19 protein-coding genes are annotated in these 20,316 nt (G+C 71.7%); 12 read left to right on the top strand and 7 right to left on the bottom strand.

The features are described from left to right. Window positions 1–379 precede the first annotated feature (379 nt). Complete coding sequence (locus GLX30_RS01585; RefSeq protein WP_159682621.1) at window positions 380–2,575, top strand: discoidin domain-containing protein; 2,196 nt, start codon at window positions 380–382, stop codon at window positions 2,573–2,575. Between the two features lie 126 nt (window positions 2,576–2,701). Here the strand turns inward: GLX30_RS01585 and GLX30_RS01580 are convergent, their stop codons facing one another. Both GLX30_RS01580 and GLX30_RS01575 read right to left on the bottom strand, forming a co-directional pair. Next, on the bottom strand, window positions 2,702–3,337 hold the full coding sequence (locus GLX30_RS01580; RefSeq protein ID WP_244257951.1) for a hypothetical protein: 636 nt from the start codon (window positions 3,335–3,337) through the stop codon (window positions 2,702–2,704). Beyond that, complete coding sequence (locus GLX30_RS01575; protein WP_159682617.1) at window positions 3,334–5,007, bottom strand: serine/threonine-protein kinase; 1,674 nt, start codon at window positions 5,005–5,007, stop codon at window positions 3,334–3,336. Before GLX30_RS01575 ends, GLX30_RS01580 begins: the two co-directional genes overlap by 4 nt. Window positions 5,008–5,252: 245 nt before the next feature. Here GLX30_RS01575 and GLX30_RS01570 point away from each other — a divergent pair, with 245 nt between their 5' ends. Then, window positions 5,253–6,395: a S1 family peptidase gene (locus GLX30_RS01570; protein ID WP_208545339.1), complete on the top strand. Its 1,143-nt coding sequence runs from the start codon at window positions 5,253–5,255 to the stop codon at window positions 6,393–6,395. 152 nt (window positions 6,396–6,547) lie between these two features. On the opposite strand, the gene GLX30_RS01565 is transcribed toward GLX30_RS01570, so the two are convergent. Further along, window positions 6,548–8,182 carry an FAD-dependent monooxygenase gene (locus GLX30_RS01565; RefSeq protein ID WP_159682611.1) on the bottom strand — a complete coding sequence of 545 codons (1,635 nt, stop codon included), beginning with the start codon at window positions 8,180–8,182 and terminating at the stop codon, window positions 6,548–6,550. 250 nt (window positions 8,183–8,432) lie between these two features. Here GLX30_RS01565 and GLX30_RS01560 point away from each other — a divergent pair, with 250 nt between their 5' ends. The 5 genes from GLX30_RS01560 to GLX30_RS01540 all read left to right on the top strand — a co-directional run bounded on the left by GLX30_RS01560 (window position 8,433) and on the right by GLX30_RS01540 (window position 12,919). Then, a complete protein-coding gene (locus GLX30_RS01560; protein ID WP_159682609.1) occupies window positions 8,433–8,702 on the top strand; it encodes a hypothetical protein in 270 nt (89 codons plus the stop codon). A gap of 340 nt (window positions 8,703–9,042) precedes the next feature. Further along, window positions 9,043–9,747: a response regulator transcription factor gene (locus GLX30_RS01555; RefSeq protein WP_159694790.1), complete on the top strand. Its 705-nt coding sequence runs from the start codon at window positions 9,043–9,045 to the stop codon at window positions 9,745–9,747. Window positions 9,748–9,754: 7 nt separating this feature from the next. Beyond that, on the top strand, window positions 9,755–11,755 hold the full coding sequence (locus GLX30_RS01550) for a HAMP domain-containing sensor histidine kinase (RefSeq protein ID WP_208545338.1): 2,001 nt from the start codon (window positions 9,755–9,757) through the stop codon (window positions 11,753–11,755). A 104-nt stretch (window positions 11,756–11,859) separates the two neighbouring features. Then, window positions 11,860–12,201, top strand: coding sequence for a hypothetical protein (locus GLX30_RS01545; RefSeq protein ID WP_159682607.1), 342 nt, complete (start codon window positions 11,860–11,862; stop codon window positions 12,199–12,201). A gap of 79 nt (window positions 12,202–12,280) precedes the next feature. After that, the gene (locus GLX30_RS01540) at window positions 12,281–12,919 is read left to right on the top strand and encodes a class F sortase (RefSeq protein WP_159682605.1); all 639 of its coding nucleotides are present in this window, start codon (window positions 12,281–12,283) and stop codon (window positions 12,917–12,919) included. 44 nt (window positions 12,920–12,963) lie between these two features. Here the strand turns inward: GLX30_RS01540 and GLX30_RS01535 are convergent, their stop codons facing one another. Together GLX30_RS01535 and GLX30_RS01530 are read right to left on the bottom strand one after the other, a co-directional pair. Beyond that, window positions 12,964–13,839, bottom strand: coding sequence for a PaaX family transcriptional regulator C-terminal domain-containing protein (locus GLX30_RS01535; RefSeq protein ID WP_159682603.1), 876 nt, complete (start codon window positions 13,837–13,839; stop codon window positions 12,964–12,966). Then, window positions 13,836–14,498: a GNAT family N-acetyltransferase gene (locus GLX30_RS01530; protein ID WP_159682601.1), complete on the bottom strand. Its 663-nt coding sequence runs from the start codon at window positions 14,496–14,498 to the stop codon at window positions 13,836–13,838. The genes GLX30_RS01535 and GLX30_RS01530 overlap by 4 nt, the downstream gene beginning before the upstream one ends. Window positions 14,499–14,604: 106 nt before the next feature. On the opposite strand from GLX30_RS01530, the gene GLX30_RS01525 reads away from it, so the two are divergent. Further along, window positions 14,605–15,669, top strand: a complete 1,065-nt coding sequence (locus tag GLX30_RS01525) for an alpha/beta hydrolase (RefSeq protein WP_159682599.1) — start codon at window positions 14,605–14,607, stop codon at window positions 15,667–15,669. Between the two features lie 121 nt (window positions 15,670–15,790). On the opposite strand, the gene GLX30_RS01520 is transcribed toward GLX30_RS01525, so the two are convergent. Continuing rightward, window positions 15,791–16,531: an NAD(P)H-binding protein gene (locus GLX30_RS01520; protein ID WP_159682596.1), complete on the bottom strand. Its 741-nt coding sequence runs from the start codon at window positions 16,529–16,531 to the stop codon at window positions 15,791–15,793. Window positions 16,532–16,629: 98 nt separating this feature from the next. On the opposite strand from GLX30_RS01520, the gene GLX30_RS01515 reads away from it, so the two are divergent. Both GLX30_RS01515 and GLX30_RS01510 read left to right on the top strand, forming a co-directional pair. Further along, a complete protein-coding gene (locus tag GLX30_RS01515) occupies window positions 16,630–17,310 on the top strand; it encodes a TetR/AcrR family transcriptional regulator (protein WP_159682594.1) in 681 nt (226 codons plus the stop codon). Window positions 17,311–17,421: 111 nt separating this feature from the next. Continuing rightward, the gene (locus tag GLX30_RS01510) at window positions 17,422–17,991 is read left to right on the top strand and encodes a DinB family protein (RefSeq protein ID WP_159682591.1); all 570 of its coding nucleotides are present in this window, start codon (window positions 17,422–17,424) and stop codon (window positions 17,989–17,991) included. Window positions 17,992–18,178: 187 nt separating this feature from the next. Here the strand turns inward: GLX30_RS01510 and GLX30_RS01505 are convergent, their stop codons facing one another. After that, window positions 18,179–18,739: a pyridoxamine 5'-phosphate oxidase family protein gene (locus GLX30_RS01505; RefSeq protein ID WP_159682588.1), complete on the bottom strand. Its 561-nt coding sequence runs from the start codon at window positions 18,737–18,739 to the stop codon at window positions 18,179–18,181. Between the two features lie 191 nt (window positions 18,740–18,930). Here GLX30_RS01505 and GLX30_RS01500 point away from each other — a divergent pair, with 191 nt between their 5' ends. Both GLX30_RS01500 and GLX30_RS35785 read left to right on the top strand, forming a co-directional pair. Next, the gene (locus tag GLX30_RS01500) at window positions 18,931–20,151 is read left to right on the top strand and encodes an MFS transporter (protein ID WP_159682585.1); all 1,221 of its coding nucleotides are present in this window, start codon (window positions 18,931–18,933) and stop codon (window positions 20,149–20,151) included. Next, window positions 20,148–20,276: a hypothetical protein gene (locus tag GLX30_RS35785; RefSeq protein WP_279632537.1), complete on the top strand. Its 129-nt coding sequence runs from the start codon at window positions 20,148–20,150 to the stop codon at window positions 20,274–20,276. The genes GLX30_RS01500 and GLX30_RS35785 overlap by 4 nt, the downstream gene beginning before the upstream one ends. The last annotated feature ends 40 nt before the right edge of the window (window positions 20,277–20,316 follow it).

Below are 20,316 nucleotides of genomic sequence, written 5' to 3'. Positions count from 1 at the left end.
CCGGGGGCCCGAAGCTGTTCGGTGCCGGAGAGCGTTCCACCACGGGAGCGCTCTCCGTGAGCGGTTAACCGTCGCCTGCGTGCGGTGTATTGGATGAGGGGACGGAAGTCAACGGCCCCTCCCGTCCCGTTCCTCGGCCCCAAAGCGCTTGCAGCGTTCGGGACTTGAAGCTTGGCGCCTCAAAATGTCCTCCGCTTCGGTGAGTTGTTGCACACGTCTTGACTGCGGCGTCACACCCGGAGAATCATCCGTGTACCCGAGAGAGCGCTCTCTCGACAGGTTGAGCCTGCCTTCCGTGCACAGCACCGCCGTACCCAGCCCCGCCGTACACAGCACCAGCGTCAGCAACCCGCCCCTGCCCCCCTCAGGAGAGACAGCCATGCCCGCTGCCCCCACAAGACAGCTCGGACCACCTCCGACCCTCGCGCACCACCGGAGGCGCGGCACGGTCGCGCTCATCGTCACCGCCATGGTCGCCGCCCTGCTCGGTCTGCTGCCCGCGGCTCCGGCGCAGGCCGCGCCCGTCCTGCTGTCCCAGGGCAGGACGGCGACCGCATCGAGCCAGGAGAACGGCGGCACCTCCGCTGCCGGCGCCGTCGACGGCAACGCCGGCACCCGCTGGTCCAGCGCCTTCTCGGACCCGCAGTGGATCCAGATCGACCTGGGCGCCAGTGCCACCGTCACCCAGGTCGTGCTGGCTTGGGAGGCGGCCTACGCCAAGGGCTACCGCATCGAGCTGTCCGGCAACGGCACCGACTGGACCACCGCCCACTCCACCACCACCGGCCCCGGCGGCACGGAGACCCTGAACGTCTCGGGCACCGCTCGCTACGTGCGCATGTACGGGACGGCCCGGGCCACCCAGTACGGCTACTCGCTCTGGGAGTTCAAGATCTACGGCACCATGAACGGCGGAGGCGGTCCCGAGATCCCGGGCGGCGGTGACCTCGGTCCCAACGTCCTCGTCTTCGACCCCTCCACGCCCGACATCCAGGGCAAGCTCGACGAGATCTTCCGCCGCCAGGAGTCGGCGCAGTTCGGCACCGACCGCTACCAGCTGCTCTTCAAGCCGGGCACGTACAACAACATCAACGCGCAGATCGGCTTCTACACATCCATCTCCGGTCTCGGGCTCGACCCGGACGACACCACGTTCAACGGTGATGTGACGGTCGACGCCGGCTGGTTCGACGGCAACGCGACCCAGAACTTCTGGCGCTCCGCGGAGAACCTCGCCCTCAACCCGGTCAACGGCACCAACCGCTGGGCCGTCTCCCAGGCGGCCCCCTTCCGTCGGATGCACGTCAAGGGCGGCCTCAACCTGGCCCCCAGCGGATACGGATGGGCCAGCGGCGGCTACATCGCCGACAGCAAGATCGACGGCACGGTGGGACCGTACTCCCAGCAGCAGTGGTACACCCGCGACAGCTCCGTCGGCGGCTGGACCAACGGCGTGTGGAACATGACCTTCTCCGGCGTCCAGGGTGCACCCGCCACCGGCTTCCCCAACCCGCCGTACACCACGCTGGACACCACACCCGTCTCCCGCGAGAAGCCCTTCCTCTACATGGACGGCGGCCAGTACAAGGTGTTCGCCCCGGCCAAGCGGGTGAACGCGCGCGGCACTTCATGGGGCAACGGCGCACCGCAGGGCGAGTCGATCCCGCTCGACCGGTTCTACGTCGTCAAGCCCGGCGCGACCGCCGCGACCATCAACGCCGCGCTCGACCAAGGCCTCCACCTGCTGTTCACGCCCGGCGTCTACCACGTCGACCAGACGATCGACGTCAACCGCGCGAACACCATCGTGCTCGGCCTCGGCCTCGCGACGATCATCCCCGACAACGGCGTCACGGCCATGAAGGTCGCCGACGTGGACGGCGTGCGGCTCGCGGGCTTCCTCATCGACGCGGGACCCGTCAACTCGCCCACCCTGCTCGAAGTCGGACCCCAGGGGGCGTCCGCCGACCACGCGGCCAACCCCACCACCGTGCAGGACGTCTTCATCCGCATCGGCGGAGCCGGCCCCGGCAAGGCCACCACCAGCATGGTCGTCAACAGCGACGACACGATCATCGACCACACCTGGGTCTGGCGCGCCGACCACGGCGACGGCGTCGGCTGGGAGACCAACCGGGCCGACTACGGCGTCCGCGTCCACGGCGACGACGTGCTGGCCACCGGCCTGTTCGTCGAGCACTTCAACAAGTACGACGTCGAGTGGTACGGCGAACGCGGCCGGACCATCTTCTTCCAGAACGAGAAGGCCTACGACGCGCCCGACCAGGCCGCCATCCAGAACGGCGCCACCAAGGGCTATGCCGCCTACCGCGTCGACGACTCGGTGAACACCCACGAAGGATGGGGGATGGGCAGCTACTGCTACTACAACGTGGACCCGACGATCCGGCAGGACCACGGCTTCAAGGCCCCGGTCAAACCTGGGGTGAAGTTCCACAGCCTGCTGGTCGTCTCGCTCAGCGGCCACGGCCACTACGAGCATGTCATCAATGACACGGGCTCTCCCACGTCAGGGACCTCGACGGTGCCTTCGACCGTCGTCAACTTCCCCTGACGAGGCGGTAGGCGGGCCGGCGCCGACGGCCCGCGGCCGCACGGGAGCGAGGGGCGTATCCACCGGTCGGGGCACGAACGTGTCCGTCCGGCGGGTACGCCCCTCAACCGGCTGCGGGCGAACGCCCTACGGGCAGAGGTAGGTGAACCGTGCCTCCGCGGAGTGCCGGGACGGCGAGACGATCCGCAGTTCCGCACGCGCGCGGTACTCGCCCCGCCCCTCGAACGTCCACAGCAGGTGCAGGCGGGCCTGCTTCTGGCCGCGTACCACCCGCTCGCGCAGCAGCCCCGAGTCGGTGCCGTCGCTGCGCACCCAGCGGTAGGTGAGCGTGCCGGGCCGGCCGTCGGTCCGTACCACGCCGACCACATCGGCGGTCCCGCCGCAGCCGGGCCCGTCCGGCGAGGTCCGGACCACCACGTCCCGCACGGCGACGCCCGGTCCGTACCGCTGCCAGGCGAGGAACCCGAGCACGGCCAGGAGCACGGTGGCGGCCAGGGCGTACCGGCGCAGGCCGCGCCGGCGTCCGGGCGGCCTGCGGTCGTCGGCGGGTTGCCCGGCGAGCGTGCCGTGCCACACCCCGGCAGCTGTGGCTCCGCTTCCGTGCTGCCGCACGAACGCGGTCACCCCCGGGCCGAAGCGCAGGACGTCGCCCTCGACGCGGTCGGGGACCGGCCCCGGGCCGGGGCCTTCGAACCAGTGGCTGCCCAGCGCGGTCGCGCTGTACTCGTCGGCGTCGCCCGCGGGCGTGCGTGGGTCGTTCACAGGACCGGGCACCCCCTTCTGGTCAGCAACTGCTGGGTGGAACTGCCGCTCGCCGCCGCCGGATCGGTGCCGGCCTGCACGGCCCAGTAGCAGCCCGTGCCCTGGAACGTGTGGTCCAGAGCGAGGGTGTATCGCGTCGCGCCGTTCCGCTCGAAGGACTGCGTGCTCTCGACGGCGCCGAGGACCCCCTTCTCGTTGCTCGTGAACCACGAGACGACGACTTTCACGGGTCCGGTGCCGGAGGTGACGACGTCGACCGTCGCGGCGGCCGTCGATGTGCCGGTCTGCCGGAAGCCCGTCACGGAGACCGACTTGACCTGCACCGGCGCGACGGTCGGCGGGGCGCTGGTCGTCGGCTCTGTGGACGGCTCGGTGGAGGCGGTCGTGGTGGGTGACGTGGTCGGCGCGGACGTCGTGGGCGGGGCAGGCGGCGTGGACGACGCCGCGGGCGACACGTCGGCGGGCCCGGTGGTCGTGCTCGCCGAAGGGGAGAGAGAGCCGCCGTCCGAGGGTGACGGCCCGATGTCGCCGTCCCCGTCCGCCACCGGCGAGGCCGATCCGCCCGGCATCGCGCTGGTCGTCGCGACGGCCTGCGCGGTCGTCCCCGGAGCGGCGTCCTCGCCGGCCCGTGCCGCGACGGCCACCACCGCGACCACGGCCAGCGCGGCGACGCCGGCGAGCGCCTTGCGCAGCGCCGGCGGCACATACCCGCCGGCACCGACGCCCGAACCGATGCCCGCGCCCGTACCAGGGCCGGCGCCGATCGACGTGGTGGCGTGGTCGGTGGTCCCCACGGGTCCGCCGGCCGACGGGAACAGCAGAGGCAGCAGCGCGGCGAGCGCCGCCAGCTTGCGCTGGCCCCGCTCCTCCCAGTCGGGTCCGTACGCCGCCCGGGCGATCGCCTCGAGCTCGGCCACGAACGCCGCCGCGTTCGCAGGCCGTTCCGCCGGCGACTTGGCGAGACCCCGCCGGATGAGGGGGCGCACCGGCTCGGGCGTGTCCTGCTCGGGGACCGGCGCGCCGATGTGCTGGAGCGCCAGCTCGGCGAAGTTCTCACCGCGGAAGGGCTTGTGACCCGTCAGGCATTCGTAGAACGTCGCGGTCGCGGCGTACACGTCGGCGGCGGGGGAGGCCGGTTCGCCGTTCCACTGCTCCGGCGCCATGTACGCCGGGGTGCCCGCGACCCCCGGTGTGCTCCCTCGGCGCGCGGCGATGCCGAAGTCGACGAGCTTGGAGGATCCGTCCGCCGCGACGAGCACGTTCTCCGGTTTGTAGTCGCGGTGCACCACACCCGTGCCGTGCGCTGCGGCGAGGCCCAGCAGCGAACCTTTCAGGACCGCCAGCGCAGCCTCAGGGCCTGTCGCGCCCTCCCGGAGCAGCAAGGTACGCAGCGCGATGCCGTCGACCAGCTCCATCACGATGGCGGCGCCCTGCGGCGCTTCGACGTATTCGTAGAGCCGCACCACGTACGGGGTGTCGAGGCCGCCGAGCAGCTGTGCCTCCGCGCGGAACTCGCGGACGAAGCCGGAGTCCGCGCGCAGCCTCTCGCTGAGGTACTTCACCGCCACCGGCACGCCGGTGGCGTCATGGACGGCGAGTACGACACGCCCGCAGCCGCCCGCACCGAGCTCCCGGGACTCGGTGTACCCGGGCACCGACCAGGTGTTCATCACGTTCCCCCTGCCACGCGCTGTCCCCACCACAGACACATTTCTTTCACGTCCGGTTCCCGCCGGAAGGCCCCGGCGTGCGGCGCCTCGGAGCGCTCCGGTGTGCACTTGGCATGGACCTGCCCCTGCAGTTCGGCTACGCTCCGGCCGAGCGCGGTGAGAGCGCTCTCAATCGCCTCTCGACACGCGCTCCAGTACGGCCTGTTCCATCCCCCACGATGCTGGAACAACGAAAGGTCAACGCCTTGAGACGCATGACAGCCATACGTACGGGCCTGTCCGCACTTCTCCTCCTCGGCTCATGGGCCGCGGTCGGCGCCGGCCCCGCGGCCGCCTCCGTCCCGGCCGCAGAGCCCGAGCTCTCCACCGGCCTGCTCGCGGCCATGCAGCGCGACCTGGGACTCGACGCGGAGGAGGCGACAGCACGCCTCGCCGCGGAGAAGACCGCCACCGCCGTCGAAGGAAAGGCCCGCCGCGCCGCCGGAGCGGCCTTCGGCGGCTCCTGGTTCGACGCGGACACCGGCAGACTCACGGTGGCCCTCACCGGCGCGGGCAAGGCCCGCGCCGTACGGGCGACCGGCGCCCACACGGCACTCGTCCGCCACAGCGCCCGGCAGCTCGACTCGGCCAAGCGTGAGATCGACGCCCTGAAGGCGCCCGCGGGCGTGGCCAGTTGGCACGTCGACCCGGAAGCCAACCGGGTGGTGGTGAACGTCGTCTCCTCCGAGCGGGGTGACAACGATGTCCGGGCCTTCCTGGACCGCGCGAAGGACGCCGGCCCGATCACGGTCCGGGAGACCGCGCAGGCCCCGACACCGTTCGCCGCCGGGACCGTCGGAGGCGACCCGTACTACACGGGCAACGTCCGCTGTTCCGTCGGCTTCTCCGTGCACGGCGGCTTCGTCACGGCGGGCCACTGCGGACGGGCCGGCGCGGCCGTACGCGGCTGGGACGGCACGCACATCGGCACCTTCCAGGGCTCCTCGTTCCCCGGTGACGACCACGCCTGGGTCAGTGTCGGCAGCGGCTGGTGGACCGTCCCCGTGGTCCTCGGCTGGGGAACCGTCCCCGACCAGTTGGTCCGGGGCTCGGCGGAGGCCCCGATCGGCGCTTCCGTATGCCGCTCCGGCTCCACGACGCGCTGGCACTGCGGCAACGTCCTCGCCAAGAACGAGACCGTCAACTACAGCCAGGGCGCGGTCCATCAGATGACCAAGACCAGCGTCTGCGCGGAACCGGGCGACTCCGGCGGCTCGTTCATCAGCGGCGACCAGGCGCAGGGCGTCACCTCCGGCGGCTGGGGCAACTGCTCCGGCGGCGGCCAGACCTGGCACCAGCCGGTCAACGAGATCCTCGGCCGGTACGGGCTGCGCCTGCACACCGCCTGACGCGGCGCAGCTCGCACACGCCCGGGAGGCGCGGGCCGCACGGCGGTGGTCCGCGCCCGTCCCGTCACCCGGTACCAAGGCCGGGCACGTGCACACGTGCCCGGCCGTGACCCGTCCGGTGGTACTCCCATCAGCCTCCGGCCGCCGCCCGGTCAGATCCGCAGGACCGTGGCGAGGTGCGCCGACAGCTCGGACGCGGACGGCGGCGTCCGCCGCAGCGACACGTAGCCGTCCGGGCGGAGCAGCAGAGCAGTCGGGCCCCGCACGTCGTAGACGCGCCCGAACTCGCCGCGCCCGTCCCGCCACCTCTGGGGAAAGGAGCCGTCCGCGCGGACGGGGGTCGCGACGTCCGGGTGGAGGACGAGCGCGGATCCGACCTGTCCGTGCGTCAGGCGGGTGATCTCGTCCGCCAGTCCCACACACGACTCCCCATCACTCTCGTCGTCCGCGTACAGCAGCAGCGTGTGCGCGTCGCGGCCGCGAAGCACATCGAACAGCCGCACCGGGAACGTGGCGATCGCCCCCACGAGACCGCCGCAGTCGGGCGCGCGGTCGCCCGCGTCGGGACCGGTGTGGCCGCTGCCGCGGGAGGCGACGATCGGGCTGTCCGGGTAACCGACGAGCAGTTGCGCCTCGCGCAGCATGAGCATCTGCGGTTCCTCCGGGTCCGCCTGGACGCCGCCCGCGGTCGCATGCCGCACGGTGCGTCCCACCACCTCCTCGCCCACCGGGCGCCGCTCGGCGTCGTAGCTGTCGAGCAGGTGCGGGTGGGCGGTCCCGGCAACGGCGAGCGCGAGCTTCCACGCCAGGTTGTACGCGTCCTGGACGCCCGTGTTCATGCCCTGGGCGCCGGTCGGCGGATGGATGTGCGCGGCATCGCCCGCGACGAAGACCCTGCCGTGCGAGTAGCGGTCCACCAGCCGGTGGCTGATGCGGAACACCGACGACCAGCGCAGCGCCGACGCCGTGGTGGGCTCCGGAGCCAGCCGGTCCAGGACGGCCTGCACATGCTCCAGCCGCGGCGTGCGGCCGCCTTCCAGGCCGTGCGCCACGCTGTCGGCCTCCGGTTGCTGCCGGACGGACAACTCCGGCGGCACCAGCATCGACATCCGGTAACGGCGGTGTCCGGGCAGCGGGATGCACACCAGCAGGTCGTCCGTGGCACCGTCGCCGACATGCGTGGCCCGCACCGTGTAGCCGGGCGGCAGACCCCAGTCCACCTCGACGTCCGCGAGCATGTACTCCTCCGGGAAGGCGCCTCCTTCGAAGGTGAGGCCGAGCGACTTGCGGACGATGCTGTGTGCGCCGTCGCAGCCCACGAGGTAGCGGGACCTGATCTCCTCCGTGCGTCCGGACGGCGTGGTGACCGTGCTCCACACGCCGTCCTCGTCCTGGGTGAACGAGACCAGCTCCGTCTCCCGTTCGATCCGGGTGCCCCGGCGCGCGAGGTGCTCCTCGATGATCCGCTCCGTCTCGTACTGCGGCAGGGCGGCGAAGCCGTAGGGGACATCCGGTGGCAGTTCGAGCTCGAGCCGCATGCGCTCCACGCCGTTCACGTACATCAGCTGTCCACGCATGGGCGCGGCGGCGGCCAGGGCGTCGCGCGCGATGCCCATCCGGTCCCAGATCTCCAGCGTCCTGGGCTGGATGCCGACGGCCTTCGCGTAGGGCAGCCGGGCCGGAAGCCGGTCGATGAGACGGCAGGTGACACCGCGTCCGCGCAGTTCGGCCGCCGCCGTGAGCCCGACGGGGCCCGCGCCCACCACCAGCACATCGGTACGGTCCATCCGGCATCTCCTGTCGGGAGCCCCGGCGCGCGGGGAGATCGGCCCCCGTCTCCCATGGTCGCCCCGCGAATGCGACTGCGTCGACTCGGACGTCGTGGCCCGCGGCATCGCACGGCGTGGCCCTCAGCGAAGGTGCACGTGCCGCGTGTCGCGTGTCGAGGCCCGCGGGCTGCCGTGCCGGGGCGGCTGCGGGCGGAGGCCCGCCCGCCGGACCACCGCATTGTCAGTGGTGGCTGCGACGCTGGGCAGCATGGACGAGCAGATCATGCGCGGACGCGTCTACGGAGTCGATCACGACGATCCTGATCCCGGCCCGCAGCCAGGACACGATTACGTCGAGCTGGTAGGCGGACCGCTCGACGGGCTGCTGCTGGACGTCACCGGGTGGACGCCCCGGCAACTGCACGAAGGAGCCGTGCTGGCAACCGAGCTCGGCCGTTACGGAGCCGGCGGCCGCTCACTGTACGGACCGAGGAACGGCACTCCCAGGCTCTTCGACTGGGAAGAGGACACGCCCTGAGCCCCCAGGACCGGACGTTTCTCCGGCTCTGCCCGGTAGGCCCGCGCCGATCGTCAAGCTGTCCGATGGGGACGGCAGGGAACGCAGTCGGTCCGTCCGGATCACCGATGTGACGCCGGACGACCTCGCGGCGCCGTCACCGAGATGGTCGACCAGGGAGCCGCGTGATCAAGCAGACGCTGGAGACGCCGGCCGCGCCGGACGCCTGAACGAGCCGGCCCGGAAGTGCGGCGCGGCTCCGGAAGGGCGCCCTGCAAGTGCGGCGTGGCAAACGGCAGGGCGGCCCCTGGCCGGGCAGGCTGCGCACCCGCATAGGATCGAGCGTGTGTGCGCACACGTCATGGTCGCGGAAGACGACGAGAAGCAGGCCGAGTTGGTCCGCCGTTACCTGGAACGGGAGGGCCACACGGTCACGGTCGTACGTGACGGCCGCGCAGCCATCGAATCGGTCCGCCACCGCGCGCCCGACCTGCTCGTCCTGGACGTGATGATGCCGCGGGCCGACGGACTGGACGTCCTGCGGGTACTGCGCGCCGAGGCCCGCGAGTTGCCGGTGCTCATGCTGACGGCCCGCTCCACCGAGGACGACCTCCTGCTCGGCCTGGACCTGGGCGCCGACGACTACATGACCAAGCCGTACAGCCCGCGTGAGCTGATGGCCAGGGTCCGCACCCTCCTGCGCCGTCCGCGGCTCGCCGCCGTGGGCGATGCGGCAGCACCTGCCGCCCTGTCGGTGGGCACCCTCGTCGTGGACCCGGACCGGCACGAGGTGAGCGTCGACGGCACCGCGGTCGACTGCACGCCCGGCGAGTTCCGCATCCTCCTGGCGATGGCGACCGAACCCGACCGGGTGTTCACCCGCCAGCGGCTGCTGGCGCAACTGCACGGCTTCGACCGCTACATCAGCCTCCGCACCGTCGACATGCACATCATGAACCTGCGCAAGAAGATCGAGGCCGCGCCCCACCGGCCCGCCCGGCTGCTGACGGTCTTCGGCGTCGGCTACAAGCTGACCGACCCGAGCGCCTCCCGTGTCCCGTACTAGGCCGCGCGTGTCCCGCCGCGGCCCTGTCGTGTCCCGCCCCGGGCGGGACGAGCGGCTGCCGCTCCGCAAGAGCCTCCTCGGCAGGCTGCTCGCCGTCTCCGCGCTCGTCGCCGTCTGCTCGGTCGGCGCGACCGCGTGGCTCGCCGTACAGACCACCTCCGGCGCCATCAAGCAGGAACAGGGGCGGAACCTCGCCGACGACGCCCGGATATACCACACGCTCCTCGGCTACGCGGCGACCCACCCCCGGTGGGACGGAGTCGAGGCGACCGTACGCGACCTGGCGCACCGGACCGGCAGGCGCGTCGCCCTGACCACCGAGGCACGGGAGCCGATCACCGACTCCGCGACCGGGGCTTCGCCGCCGCGACTGCCTCCCCGGGCGTCCGCGATCGTGGACCCGCTCTCCTCGGACACCGCCCTGGCTCCCGTGTCCGGCGACAGTTCCGAGGCCGGCGCGGACCGTATCGACCCGCGCGCCGTCGGCCCCTTCCGGCTGCCGGAACCCGAACGCGCCGGCCTGCGGAAGATCGCGGAACGGACGGCCGACTGCCTGCGCGGGTACGGCATCGGATCGGACATCGTCGCCGGCCCCGGCGGGCGACCGCGCATCGAGGTCCTGGGCGACGACTTCGAACGCGTCCAGTCCACCACCGCGTGCGTCGCCCGGGAACTGGACGAACCCACCGCGACGGAGGCCAAGGCACTGGCCGCGCTCAACAAGCTCACCGACGCGTGCCTGGACCGACAGGGCCGGGAACCCGTGAAGCTGACTCTGGGCCTCTCCTGGCGCAGCCCCAGGGCGGCGGCGCCACCGGGCCAGGACCGGTTCGCCCGGACCGGCGAGGACGCCGTGCCGGCGCCCGCCCCGACCGTGGCCCCCGGCCCGGCCGAGACCCCGGTGCCCGCAGGGCCCGGCAACGACGCCGACGACCGTGCCGTGGCGTCCTGCGTCACCACCGCACGCAGTGAGCAGCTCAGCGCGTACGTCGCCTCACCCGCCCTGCTGTTCATCGGCGACCCCGAGTCCACCACCGTCCCCGGCTTCGACCTGTCACCCGCGAACACCGCCCGGATCGCCGGCGCCGCGGCGCTCGTCCTGGCCCTCACCGTCGGGGCGTCCGTGCTGGCCGCCGCCCGGGTCGTACGCCCGCTGCTCGCGCTCACCGGCGCGGCACAGCGCATGAAGGACGGGGGATACTCCGACGCCGTCCCGGTCCCGGTCCCGGCCGGCGCCGTCAACGAGGTCGGGCGGCTGGCCGCCGCCTTCAACGACATGTCGGCCCACCGCGCGCGCATGGAAGGCCAACGCAAGGCGCTGGTCAGCGATGTCGCCCACGAGCTGCGCACCCCGCTGAGCAACATCCGCGGCTGGCTGGAGGGAGCACAGGACGGCGTCGCCGACGCCGACGGCGCCTTCGTCTCGTCACTGCTGGAAGAGGCCGTCCAGTTGCAGCACATCATCGACGACCTCCAGGACCTGGCGGAAGCGGACGCCGGCGCGCTGCGCCTGCACCCCGAACCGGTCCGGATACACGACCTCCTCGGCCAGGTCGCGGCAGCACACCAAGGCATGGCCGGGACCGCGGGCGTCACGCTGACGGTGGTGTCGACTCCGGCGGACCTGCCGGGGGAGTCGACCGCGGACCCGGTCAAGCTGCGCCAGGCGGTCGGCAATCTCCTCTCCAACGCCGTACGCCACACGCCGCCCGGCGGCAGCGTCACCTTGCGCGCCCACAGGGACGCGGGGACGGTGGTGATCGATGTCAGCGACACGGGCGAAGGACTGTCGCCCGAGGACCTTCCGCACGTCTTCGACCGCTTTTGGCGGGCGGAGAAGTCACGCAGCCGGCGGACCGGCGGCAGCGGACTCGGGCTCGCGATCGTACGGAAACTCACCGAGGCGCACGGCGGCATGGTGCACGCGGTGAGTACCGAGGGGAAGGGTTCCGTCTTCACACTGCGGATCCCGGACGGCGGGCCGGCGGACAGCAGCCGTGAAGCCTGATGCGATGACGACAGCGTTCTGACAGGTTCCTCACAACTCCACGCCAGCATGGCCGGTGCCATCAAGGCCTCAGGGCCTAATCAGCTGGAACGGAGCAACCCCACATGTCCCACCGTCTGTCCCTGCGAGCTCTCGCTCTCGCCACCGTCGCGGCCGGCGCGCTGGCCCTGCCGTCGACCGCCGCCTTCGCCGACACCAGCCCCGGCCCCGGCCCGACGGTCGCGCCCCGCGAGGCCGCTCAGAAGACCCCCGCACCCTCCGAGCCGACCGTGGCGAAGGACAGGGAGGCAAGGGAGACACCGCGCGGCGGCGTCGACGCCGGTGAGCAGCCGGCCGGAACCGCCACCGGCGGCAGCAACGCCGTGACCCTGGCCGGAACGGCCGCCGGTCTCGCCCTGGTCGCGGGCACCGTCACCTTCGCGGTCCGCCGACGCAACAACGGCTGACACCCCCGTCCGAACACAGCGGCGCCGCCTTCGGGCGGCGCCGCCCCGTGCCGAACACGCTTGGAGACCTGGAGAGTTCATGTCGCACACGCACCGACGGACGCGGTGGGCCCGGCCCTTGGCCTCGGCCGCCGCCATCGGCTGCCTCGGCCTGGCCGGCTGCTCGGCCGCCCCCGCAGATCCTGTCGACTCCGCCGGCACGACGGCGACCGCCCCGGACCCCCGCGCCACCCCACGACCGACCGGCTCGACACCCTCGCCCGCGTCGGCGATTCCCGTCGAACCCGCGCGCGTGACCATCGCCTCGGTCGGCGTGGACAGCGCCCTGATGCGACTCGGCCTCAACGAGGACGGCACCGTCCAGGTCCCGCCCGCCGAAAAGGGCATGACCGCGGGCTGGTACACCGGAGCGGCCGTCCCCGGCGAGCCCGGACCCGCCGTGATCATCGGCCACAACGACACCCGCTACGGCAAGGCCGTCTTCCACGACCTTGCCAAGGTCACCAAGGGTGCGGACATCGCCGTACGCGACGCCGCCGGCGAAACCGCCCACTTCACCGTCACCGCCAAGGAAACCGTCCGCAAGAACGCCTTCCCCACCGACAAGGTCTACGGCGCGACCGACGACCGCGCCCTGCGCCTGATCACCTGCTCGGGACGGTTCGACAGCGAGGGCCACCCGGTGGACAACCTCATCGTGTACGCCGTACTGCGCTGACGGTGCGGCTCACCATGCGGGTCCGGTCGCCTGTGCCGCCGTCGTCAGCGCGCGGACCGGTCCGCCGCTCCCCGGGTGATGTCGGCGTAGAGGCGGAAGAGAGCAGGGCGGGCTTCGCCGTCTTCTCGTTCGTGCAGGGCCGCCCAGCATCGGGCGACGATCTCCCGGGCCTCGGCGCCGGGCCAGGGCCGGGGGAGGAGCTCGGGCGGCAGCAGCGGGTCGGGCTCCATGGCGCGGGTGAGTTCGGCGGCCAGCTCCACGGCGATGGTGAGGAGTTCGGCCGGGGAGAGTGCGGCAGTGCCGGTGAGCCGGTCGAGGCGGGGCCGGGCAGAGCGGCCGAGGCGGTGGTAGCGGTCGGCGATCTCTGGCAACGGCCACAGCAGGCGGGCGAGTTCGGCGGGCTCCCCGGTGTTCCCTCTGCGCAGGTCCGTCGACGTGAGGAGGGTGAGCCCGCCATGGGAGCCGAGGCGGTGCGCCGCTTCCTCGACATACGGTTCCCAGGCGTTGGCGCTCACGTACAGCCCGCCTTGGAGCGGGGCACCGCCGAGGTGGACGAGCGTCTCGCGCAGCAGGTCGCGGGACGTGCGCTCCGATTCGGGCACCGCGAAGGCGGCCAGGTGCCAGACACCGTCCCAGGGCGCGAGCCCGGCGTCCTGGTCGAACGCGTGCCTGAGGAAGTCCACGTTGGGTGTGAGGGCCCGCACGGTGTCCGGGGTCGCGTGCAGCTGCGCCTTGCGCCCCCGGCCCTCGTGGGTGAACCGGCCTTCGGCCACGAGGCGTTTGATGCACAGCCGCACCTGCTGGTCGCTCATGCCCAGGATGTCGGCGACGGTGTACAGCTCGGCCGTGTCGACGGTGCCGTCCTCGCGGATCAGCGCGTGGACGAGCATGCGGGTGGGGATCTCGATGCGGTCGGTCATGGTGTGCGCAGTCCTCTCGGCCCGTTCGACCCTTTCGGTCCGTTCCCCTCGACAGGGCGGCGCATGCTGGTCACCGCGCCGAAACCCAGCAGCCCGCGCAGGTAGGGGGTGTGCTCGGTCCGTACGGCGGTGAAGCCGCGCCGTTCGTACAAGGCCCTGGCGCGCGGGTTGGTGTCGATCACGTCCAGTCTGATCTCCTGGCAGTCGTGCTCCGTCGCGACGGCGGCCACTTCCTCGAGGAGCAGGCTTCCGACGCCGCGGCCGCGCATGCCCGGGTCCACGGCGATGCCGTCCATGACGAGCTGCCCTGCGGCCGGCCGGCGTTCGAACAGGGCGAGCAGCAGGAGCCGGTGCAGTCCTCGCACGCGTCCGTACGCACGCAGCACGGCGGAGGCAGAGCCGCCGGTGAGGGCCCGGCCGCCGAGCTGGTAGCCGGCGAGGCCGACGAGCTGCCCGTCGAGGAGCGCGCACACCGCCCGATCGGCGTTCAGGTGGGCGGCGATGAAGCACACCGCCTTGTCGGGCGGGTTCAGGGCGGGGCCGAGTTTGCGACCGAAAGCGTCCCAGTACAGCTCGGCCGCCCGCCGCTCGGCTCCGGCCGGAACACCCCGCCGGACCGTCACCGGCCCCGTGGTGGCGCCTGTCTCGTCCAGTCCCATCGTGTGCCCCCCTCGTGCTGTGGTCTCGGATCAAAACTATCATCCGTGCAACGATCGTGCTTGGAGTGATAGTTTCAGGGCCTCCGAGCAGAGGCGGTCAGCTCTGATGAGTCCGAAGATCCTTCCCCGACGGCGCCGACTCCGCATCGCCGTGTGGTCACTCGTCACGGTCCTGGTCGTGGCCGCAGGTCTCATCGGTGTGGTCCTGTGGCAGAACTCCTACGAGATGGACGAGCAGCGGGTCTCGATCCGCCACGGCGGCCACGTACTCAACGGCGTACTGGCCACTCCCCGGGACGGTCGCGAACGCCACGGCCTGGTCGTGTACATCCACGGCGACGGCCCCATCGGCGCCACCCACGACGACGGTTACAAGCCCATGTGGGAAGCGAACGCCAAGGCCGGATACGCCTCCCTGTCCTGGGACAAGCCCGGCGTCGCGGGCGCACCCGGCGACTGGCTCGAGCAGTCCATGGACGACCGGGCCGACGAGGCAGCCGCCGCCATCGCCTGGGCACGCGCCCGCCCGGACATCGACGGCGACCGGATCGGGCTCTGGGGCGCCAGCCAGGCGGGCTGGGTCCTGCCGAAGGTCGCCGCCAGGACGCGGACCAGCTTCGTCATCGCCGTCTCGCCCGCGATCAACTGGCTCCGGCAAGGCCGCTACAACCTCCTCGCCGAGCTGCGTGCCGACGGCGCGTCGGCCGCCCGCACCCGCGCCGAGATCGCCAGGAGCGACACCACCCGCCGGCTGCTGGAACGCCGCGCCACCTTCGAGGAGTACGTCAGGGCGAGGGGCGGTGACGCGGACGGCATGACCGCCGGTCGGTGGGGCTTCATCTCCAAGAACCACACAGCGGACGCGACGCGGGACCTCCGCGCTCTGCGTCGCGTACCGGTGCTGCTGACCCTCGCGGGCCATGACGTCAACGTGGACACCGCCGACACGGAACGTGTCTACCGCAAAGTGCTGGGCGCGGGCGGTGCGTTGAGGGTCACCCATCACCCGGACGCGACCCATTCGCTGCTCAAGCGGTCCGTCGAACAGTCGGATCTCACGCTCACGCTCACCGCGCTCTTCGCCCCCCGCTCGCTCTTCGCGGACGGATTCCTGGACGGCCAACGGCAGTTCCTCAACGGTCTCGGCCGTGGCGGCAACGCCACCCCATGACCTTCCGGTGGGCTTCGCCGACCTGCCGCCCACCGGCGTCGCACGGCCTTGGATCCGGCGGTGCCGCAACAGCCGCCCGTTGCGCGATCGGCACCGCGCCCGCAGGCTCAGCGGCTGCGGATCACGCCGCGCCCTGCGTACGGGCGTGGGCGAGGGCCGACGGGGTCAGCCGGCCGACGATGGCCGGGGCCTCCCGGACGAGGGCGTCGTCCTCCACCGCGGCGACCATGAAGAGGGCGAAGTCCACGCGGCGGGTCACGTTGCTCGCGAGGACGGGGTCACCGACATGCCGGCTCCATACGGGCAGGCCCTGGCTCTCGCCCTCCTCCAGGTCGCTGCCGCGGACGACCGTCCAGTCGGTGTCACTGTCGAAGATCGTCCGGCACGCCTCCACCTGGTCGTCCAGGTCCGCCACACGGGCCAGTCTGGCCAATCGCCCGAAAACGGCCACGAACGCCCTGAGCTTGCGCGTATAGACGTCCTTTCCGTCACGGGTGATGTGCCAGCCGCAGGAGAACACCAGTCGCGCCCCGGCAGGCGCCGCATCGAGCACGGCCCGGGCCGTGCCCGAGGAGTAGTGCTTCATGCCCCACGGGGCCAGCACCGTGAGTACGGCCTGGCACCCGTCCACCGCCCGTGCTACGGCCGCACGGTCGTCGGTCGCCCCGGGGACCACCGTGATCCGCCCCTCGAACTCGGCGAGCTTGCCGACGCTCTGCTCCCGGCACACGCCCACCACGTCGTAGCCCCGGTCCAGCGCGTGCCGCACCATGTACCGTCCGAGCTTCCCGGACGCGCCCACGACGCACATCTTCTTGCGCGGGCCCGTTCTTCGGGACTCCTCCGAGCTGATCGGTTCCATGACCTTCGCCCCCCTGTCCCCGCCTCGTCCTTACGCTGTAAGGGTGTGCCTTACGCAGTAAGGTTGTCAACCTGCGACGCCCGTTCAAGGAGGAATCCGTGGCCACCGAGCCCGCCCGCACGCCGGCATCCCGCCGCCGACCCCTCAGCAAGGAAACGGTCCTGCGTACGGCGCTCGCGCTCGCGGACGAGGCCGGCACGGGCGCGCTCACGATGCGCAAACTCGCCGACCGGCTCGGCGTCGAGGCCATGTCGCTCTACCACCACGTCCGCAACAAGGAAGCGATCCTCGACGGCATGGTCGACCTCCTCTTCAGCGAGATCGAACTCCCGCCCACGGACCTCCCCTGGCGGGCGGCGATACGACGACGCGCCGTATCGACACGCGACGCGCTGATCCGCCACCCGTGGGTGACCGGCCTCATGGACTCCCGCAGCAACCCCGGACCCGGAACACTGCGACACCACGACGCGGTCATCGGCTGCCTACGAGCGGGCGGCTTCACCATCGCCGGCGCCGCGCACGCGTTCTCCGTACTCGACAGCTACATCTACGGATTCACCCTGCAGGAGCTGAGCCTCCCGTTCGAACCGTCCGCCGGCATCGAGGATCTGGCCGACTCGATCCTGCGGCAGATGCCCGGCGACGAGTTCCCTCACCTCACCGAGATGATCACCCACCACGCCCTGAAACCCGGCTACGCGTACGCCGCCGAGTTCGAGATCGGACTCGACCTGATCCTCGACGGACTGCAACAGCAGCGCGACGCCTGGCTGTGACCGTCCGCCGAACCCCCGCGACGCTTCAAGACGGCACGTGTTCACCGGTCGTCCGCACAGGGGCGATCCGTCGAGGAATTGCGTGGCGGACGGGGGCCGTCGTAGATCACCATGCACCGTATGAGTGATCAACCCGCACGATGGACCGAGGCAACCGTCCACCCCGACATGTGGGCCGACCCGGACGACGACCCCCGCAACAAGGAAACGCCCGGTCCGGACGGGGAGCTTGCCACGCTGCTCGACTTTCTGACGGGTTACCGCATGACCCTGCGGATGAAGTGCGAGGGGCTGGATGCGGAGCAGCTGGCCCGTCGGTCCGTTCCACCGTCGACGATGTCGCTGCTCGGCCTGATACGACACCTCGCCGAGGTGGAACGGGACTGGCGCAACTGGATCACCGACGGCGACCCCCTGCCGAAGCTGTACGGCCGGCGTGACGCGGACTTCGACGAAGCTGTCGCCGAGCAGGCCATGGTCGACGCCGCGTACGCCGATCTGGAGCGGGAGCAGGCGGCGACCGACGCCGCGCTGGCCGAACACCCCGACCTGGGGGAGCGGGTGGGCAGGGACAACACCGCGGTCCGGGAGCTGATGGTGCACAGGATCGAGGAGTACGCCCGTCACTGCGGACACGCCGACCTGCTGCGGGAGTGCGTCGACGGAAGAGTGGGTCAGTGACGACGGGCGCCGCCGCGCACCGGTGAGGTCACCGGCAACTCCGGCTCCTGCCCGGCGGATCCGGCCGGGGCCTGCCCGGCGGATCCGGGACCGCACCCGGACAGAACCGCGCCGCGAGGAGCCGCGCCGAGGCGGACGCCATCGATCGGGGCCGGCAGCTACGCCGGCCCCCGGGGAGCTCCGCCGCTCAGAACACCCACCGAGTATGGGTGTAGACCCCGTTGTCCCGACCGAAGCCGTACGCCGTGGTCGGCGCCACCGCGAACACCACCGCGCCCCCCGTCCGGAACGTGTCCCCGATGCCATGGAACGTGCCCTCGGGCGAGGTGATGTGCGGCCCGTACTTCGCCTCGTGCGCGGAGATCACGTCCTCCAGCACCGCCGGATCGGTCACCCGCTCCGCCTTGCCCTCGACGACGACGTCGAACCCTTCGGTCAGTGCATTCCTCCCGGTGGTCAGGGCACAGTGCGCCTCATGAGTGAGGTTCTTCGCCTTCTGCTCCTCCGGGCCGGTGGAGAAGTACAGCGCCCCGTCGTGCCACGCGGCGATCACGGGCGTGACATGCAGCCGCCCGTCGGGCCGTACCGTGGACACCCAGAAGATCTCGGCGGCCTCCAAGTGCCGTAGGGCTTCCGCCCATTCGGCCGCGGTGACACCCGCGGCACCCGGGCGAGAATTGAGCGCGGAACTGTAGCGGGCATCGAGTTCAGCCGTAGGTTGCTGTGCCGGTCCTGTGGGCATGGGCATATCTCCTTCTCGTCCCTCCCCTAACGATCGTCGGCCCACGCCGACACCACCGGCGCACCCGTTCGTGTCCGTCGTCCGTGCGCGCCCTGAAGTGCCTGTTCTCGTCCGCACCCGCGACGCCGCACCCGCGACGCACCCGCGACGCCGCAAGGTCCGGCCGCCCGTGCCCGGGCGCTCGTAAGGTGAGCCACATGATCGTCCGCAAAGGTGAGGGCCGCCGTCCCGGCTACGCCGCGGCAGCGTCGGTGTTCGCCATCGGCATGGCCGGCACGACCCTGCCCACGCCGCTGTACGGGCTCTACCAGGAACAGATCGGCTTCTCCGAGCTGATGGTGACCGTGGTCTTCGCCGTGTACGCCGTCGCCGTGATCACGGTGCTGCTCGTGGCCGGGAACTACTCCGACGAAGTCGGGCGCCGGCCCGTCCTGTTCTGCGCCATGGCCCTGTCCGCCGCGAGCGCCGGATGCTTTCTGCTGGAATCCGGCCTCCCACTGCTCTTCGCGGGGCGGCTGCTCTCCGGATGCGCGGCCGGACTGCTCAGCGGTGCGGCGACCGCCGCGGTCATGGAACTCGCCGGACCGGGACAGCGGGCCCGGGCCGGGTTCGCGGCCACGGCGGCGAACATGGGCGGTCTCGGCTGCGGACCGCTGTTGTCCGGCATCCTCGCCCAGTACGCGGCCCGACCGCTCGAGCTCGTCTTCTGGGTCCACATCGGGCTGGTCGCCGTCGCCGCCGTGATCATCCACTTCCTGCCGGAGACCGTCGAGCGGCCGAAGCGCTTTCCTCCGCTGAAGCCTCAAGGAGTCTCCGTCCCCGACGAGGTGAAGGGAGTGTTCGTACCCGCCTCCGTCGCGGCGTTCGCCGGGTTCTCCCTCCTCGGACTGTTCACCGCCCTCGCCCCCAGCTTCGTGGCCCGGACACTAGACGTGCACAACCTCGCCGTCACAGGAGCGGTCGTGTTCTCCGTCTTTCTCGCCTCCACCGCAGGCCAGTCGCTGAGCGAACGCATCGGCACCCGGCGCGCCCTGCCCATCGGCTGCGCCGTCCTCGTCGCAGGCCTCCTGCTCGTCGCCTCGTCATTGATCATCGAATCCCTCGCCGTGCTCGTTGTCGGAGCCTTGTGCGGAGGCGCGGGCCAGGGACTGGCGTTCCGGGCGGCCCTGTCCCTGGTGGGCGGAGCGGCACCCGCCGAACACCGAGGCGGCACCATCTCGGCCTTCTTCGTCATCGCCTACACGGGCATCTCCCTGCCCGTGGTGGGTGTGGGAGCCGCTGCCCAGTTGTGGGACCTGCGCACCGCCGGGCTCGTCTTCGCCGCCTGCGTGATACTGCTCGCCGCGTGCGCCGGCGTCTACTCCGCCCTGAGACCGCCGACCGAACCCACCAAGGCCCGCGACGAAGCCCGCCGGTGAACCGCCCACGTCGTCCGCCGGCCCCGCACGCGAACGGCCGGCGCCGGACGCGCTGGGGCGAACCGACCGTCCGAAAGGCCCTCGCCGAACTCGTCGCGCACGGCGTGCCGCTGCGCACCGACTGAGGCGTCTCCATTATTGGTTTGCCGCCGGCCGGACCGGTCG

Origin of the sequence: Streptomyces sp. Tu 2975 (assembly GCF_009832925.1) — a bacterium.
Lineage (GTDB): Bacteria > Actinomycetota > Actinomycetes > Streptomycetales > Streptomycetaceae > Streptomyces.
This window is presented reverse-complemented; position numbering and strand designations above follow the sequence as displayed.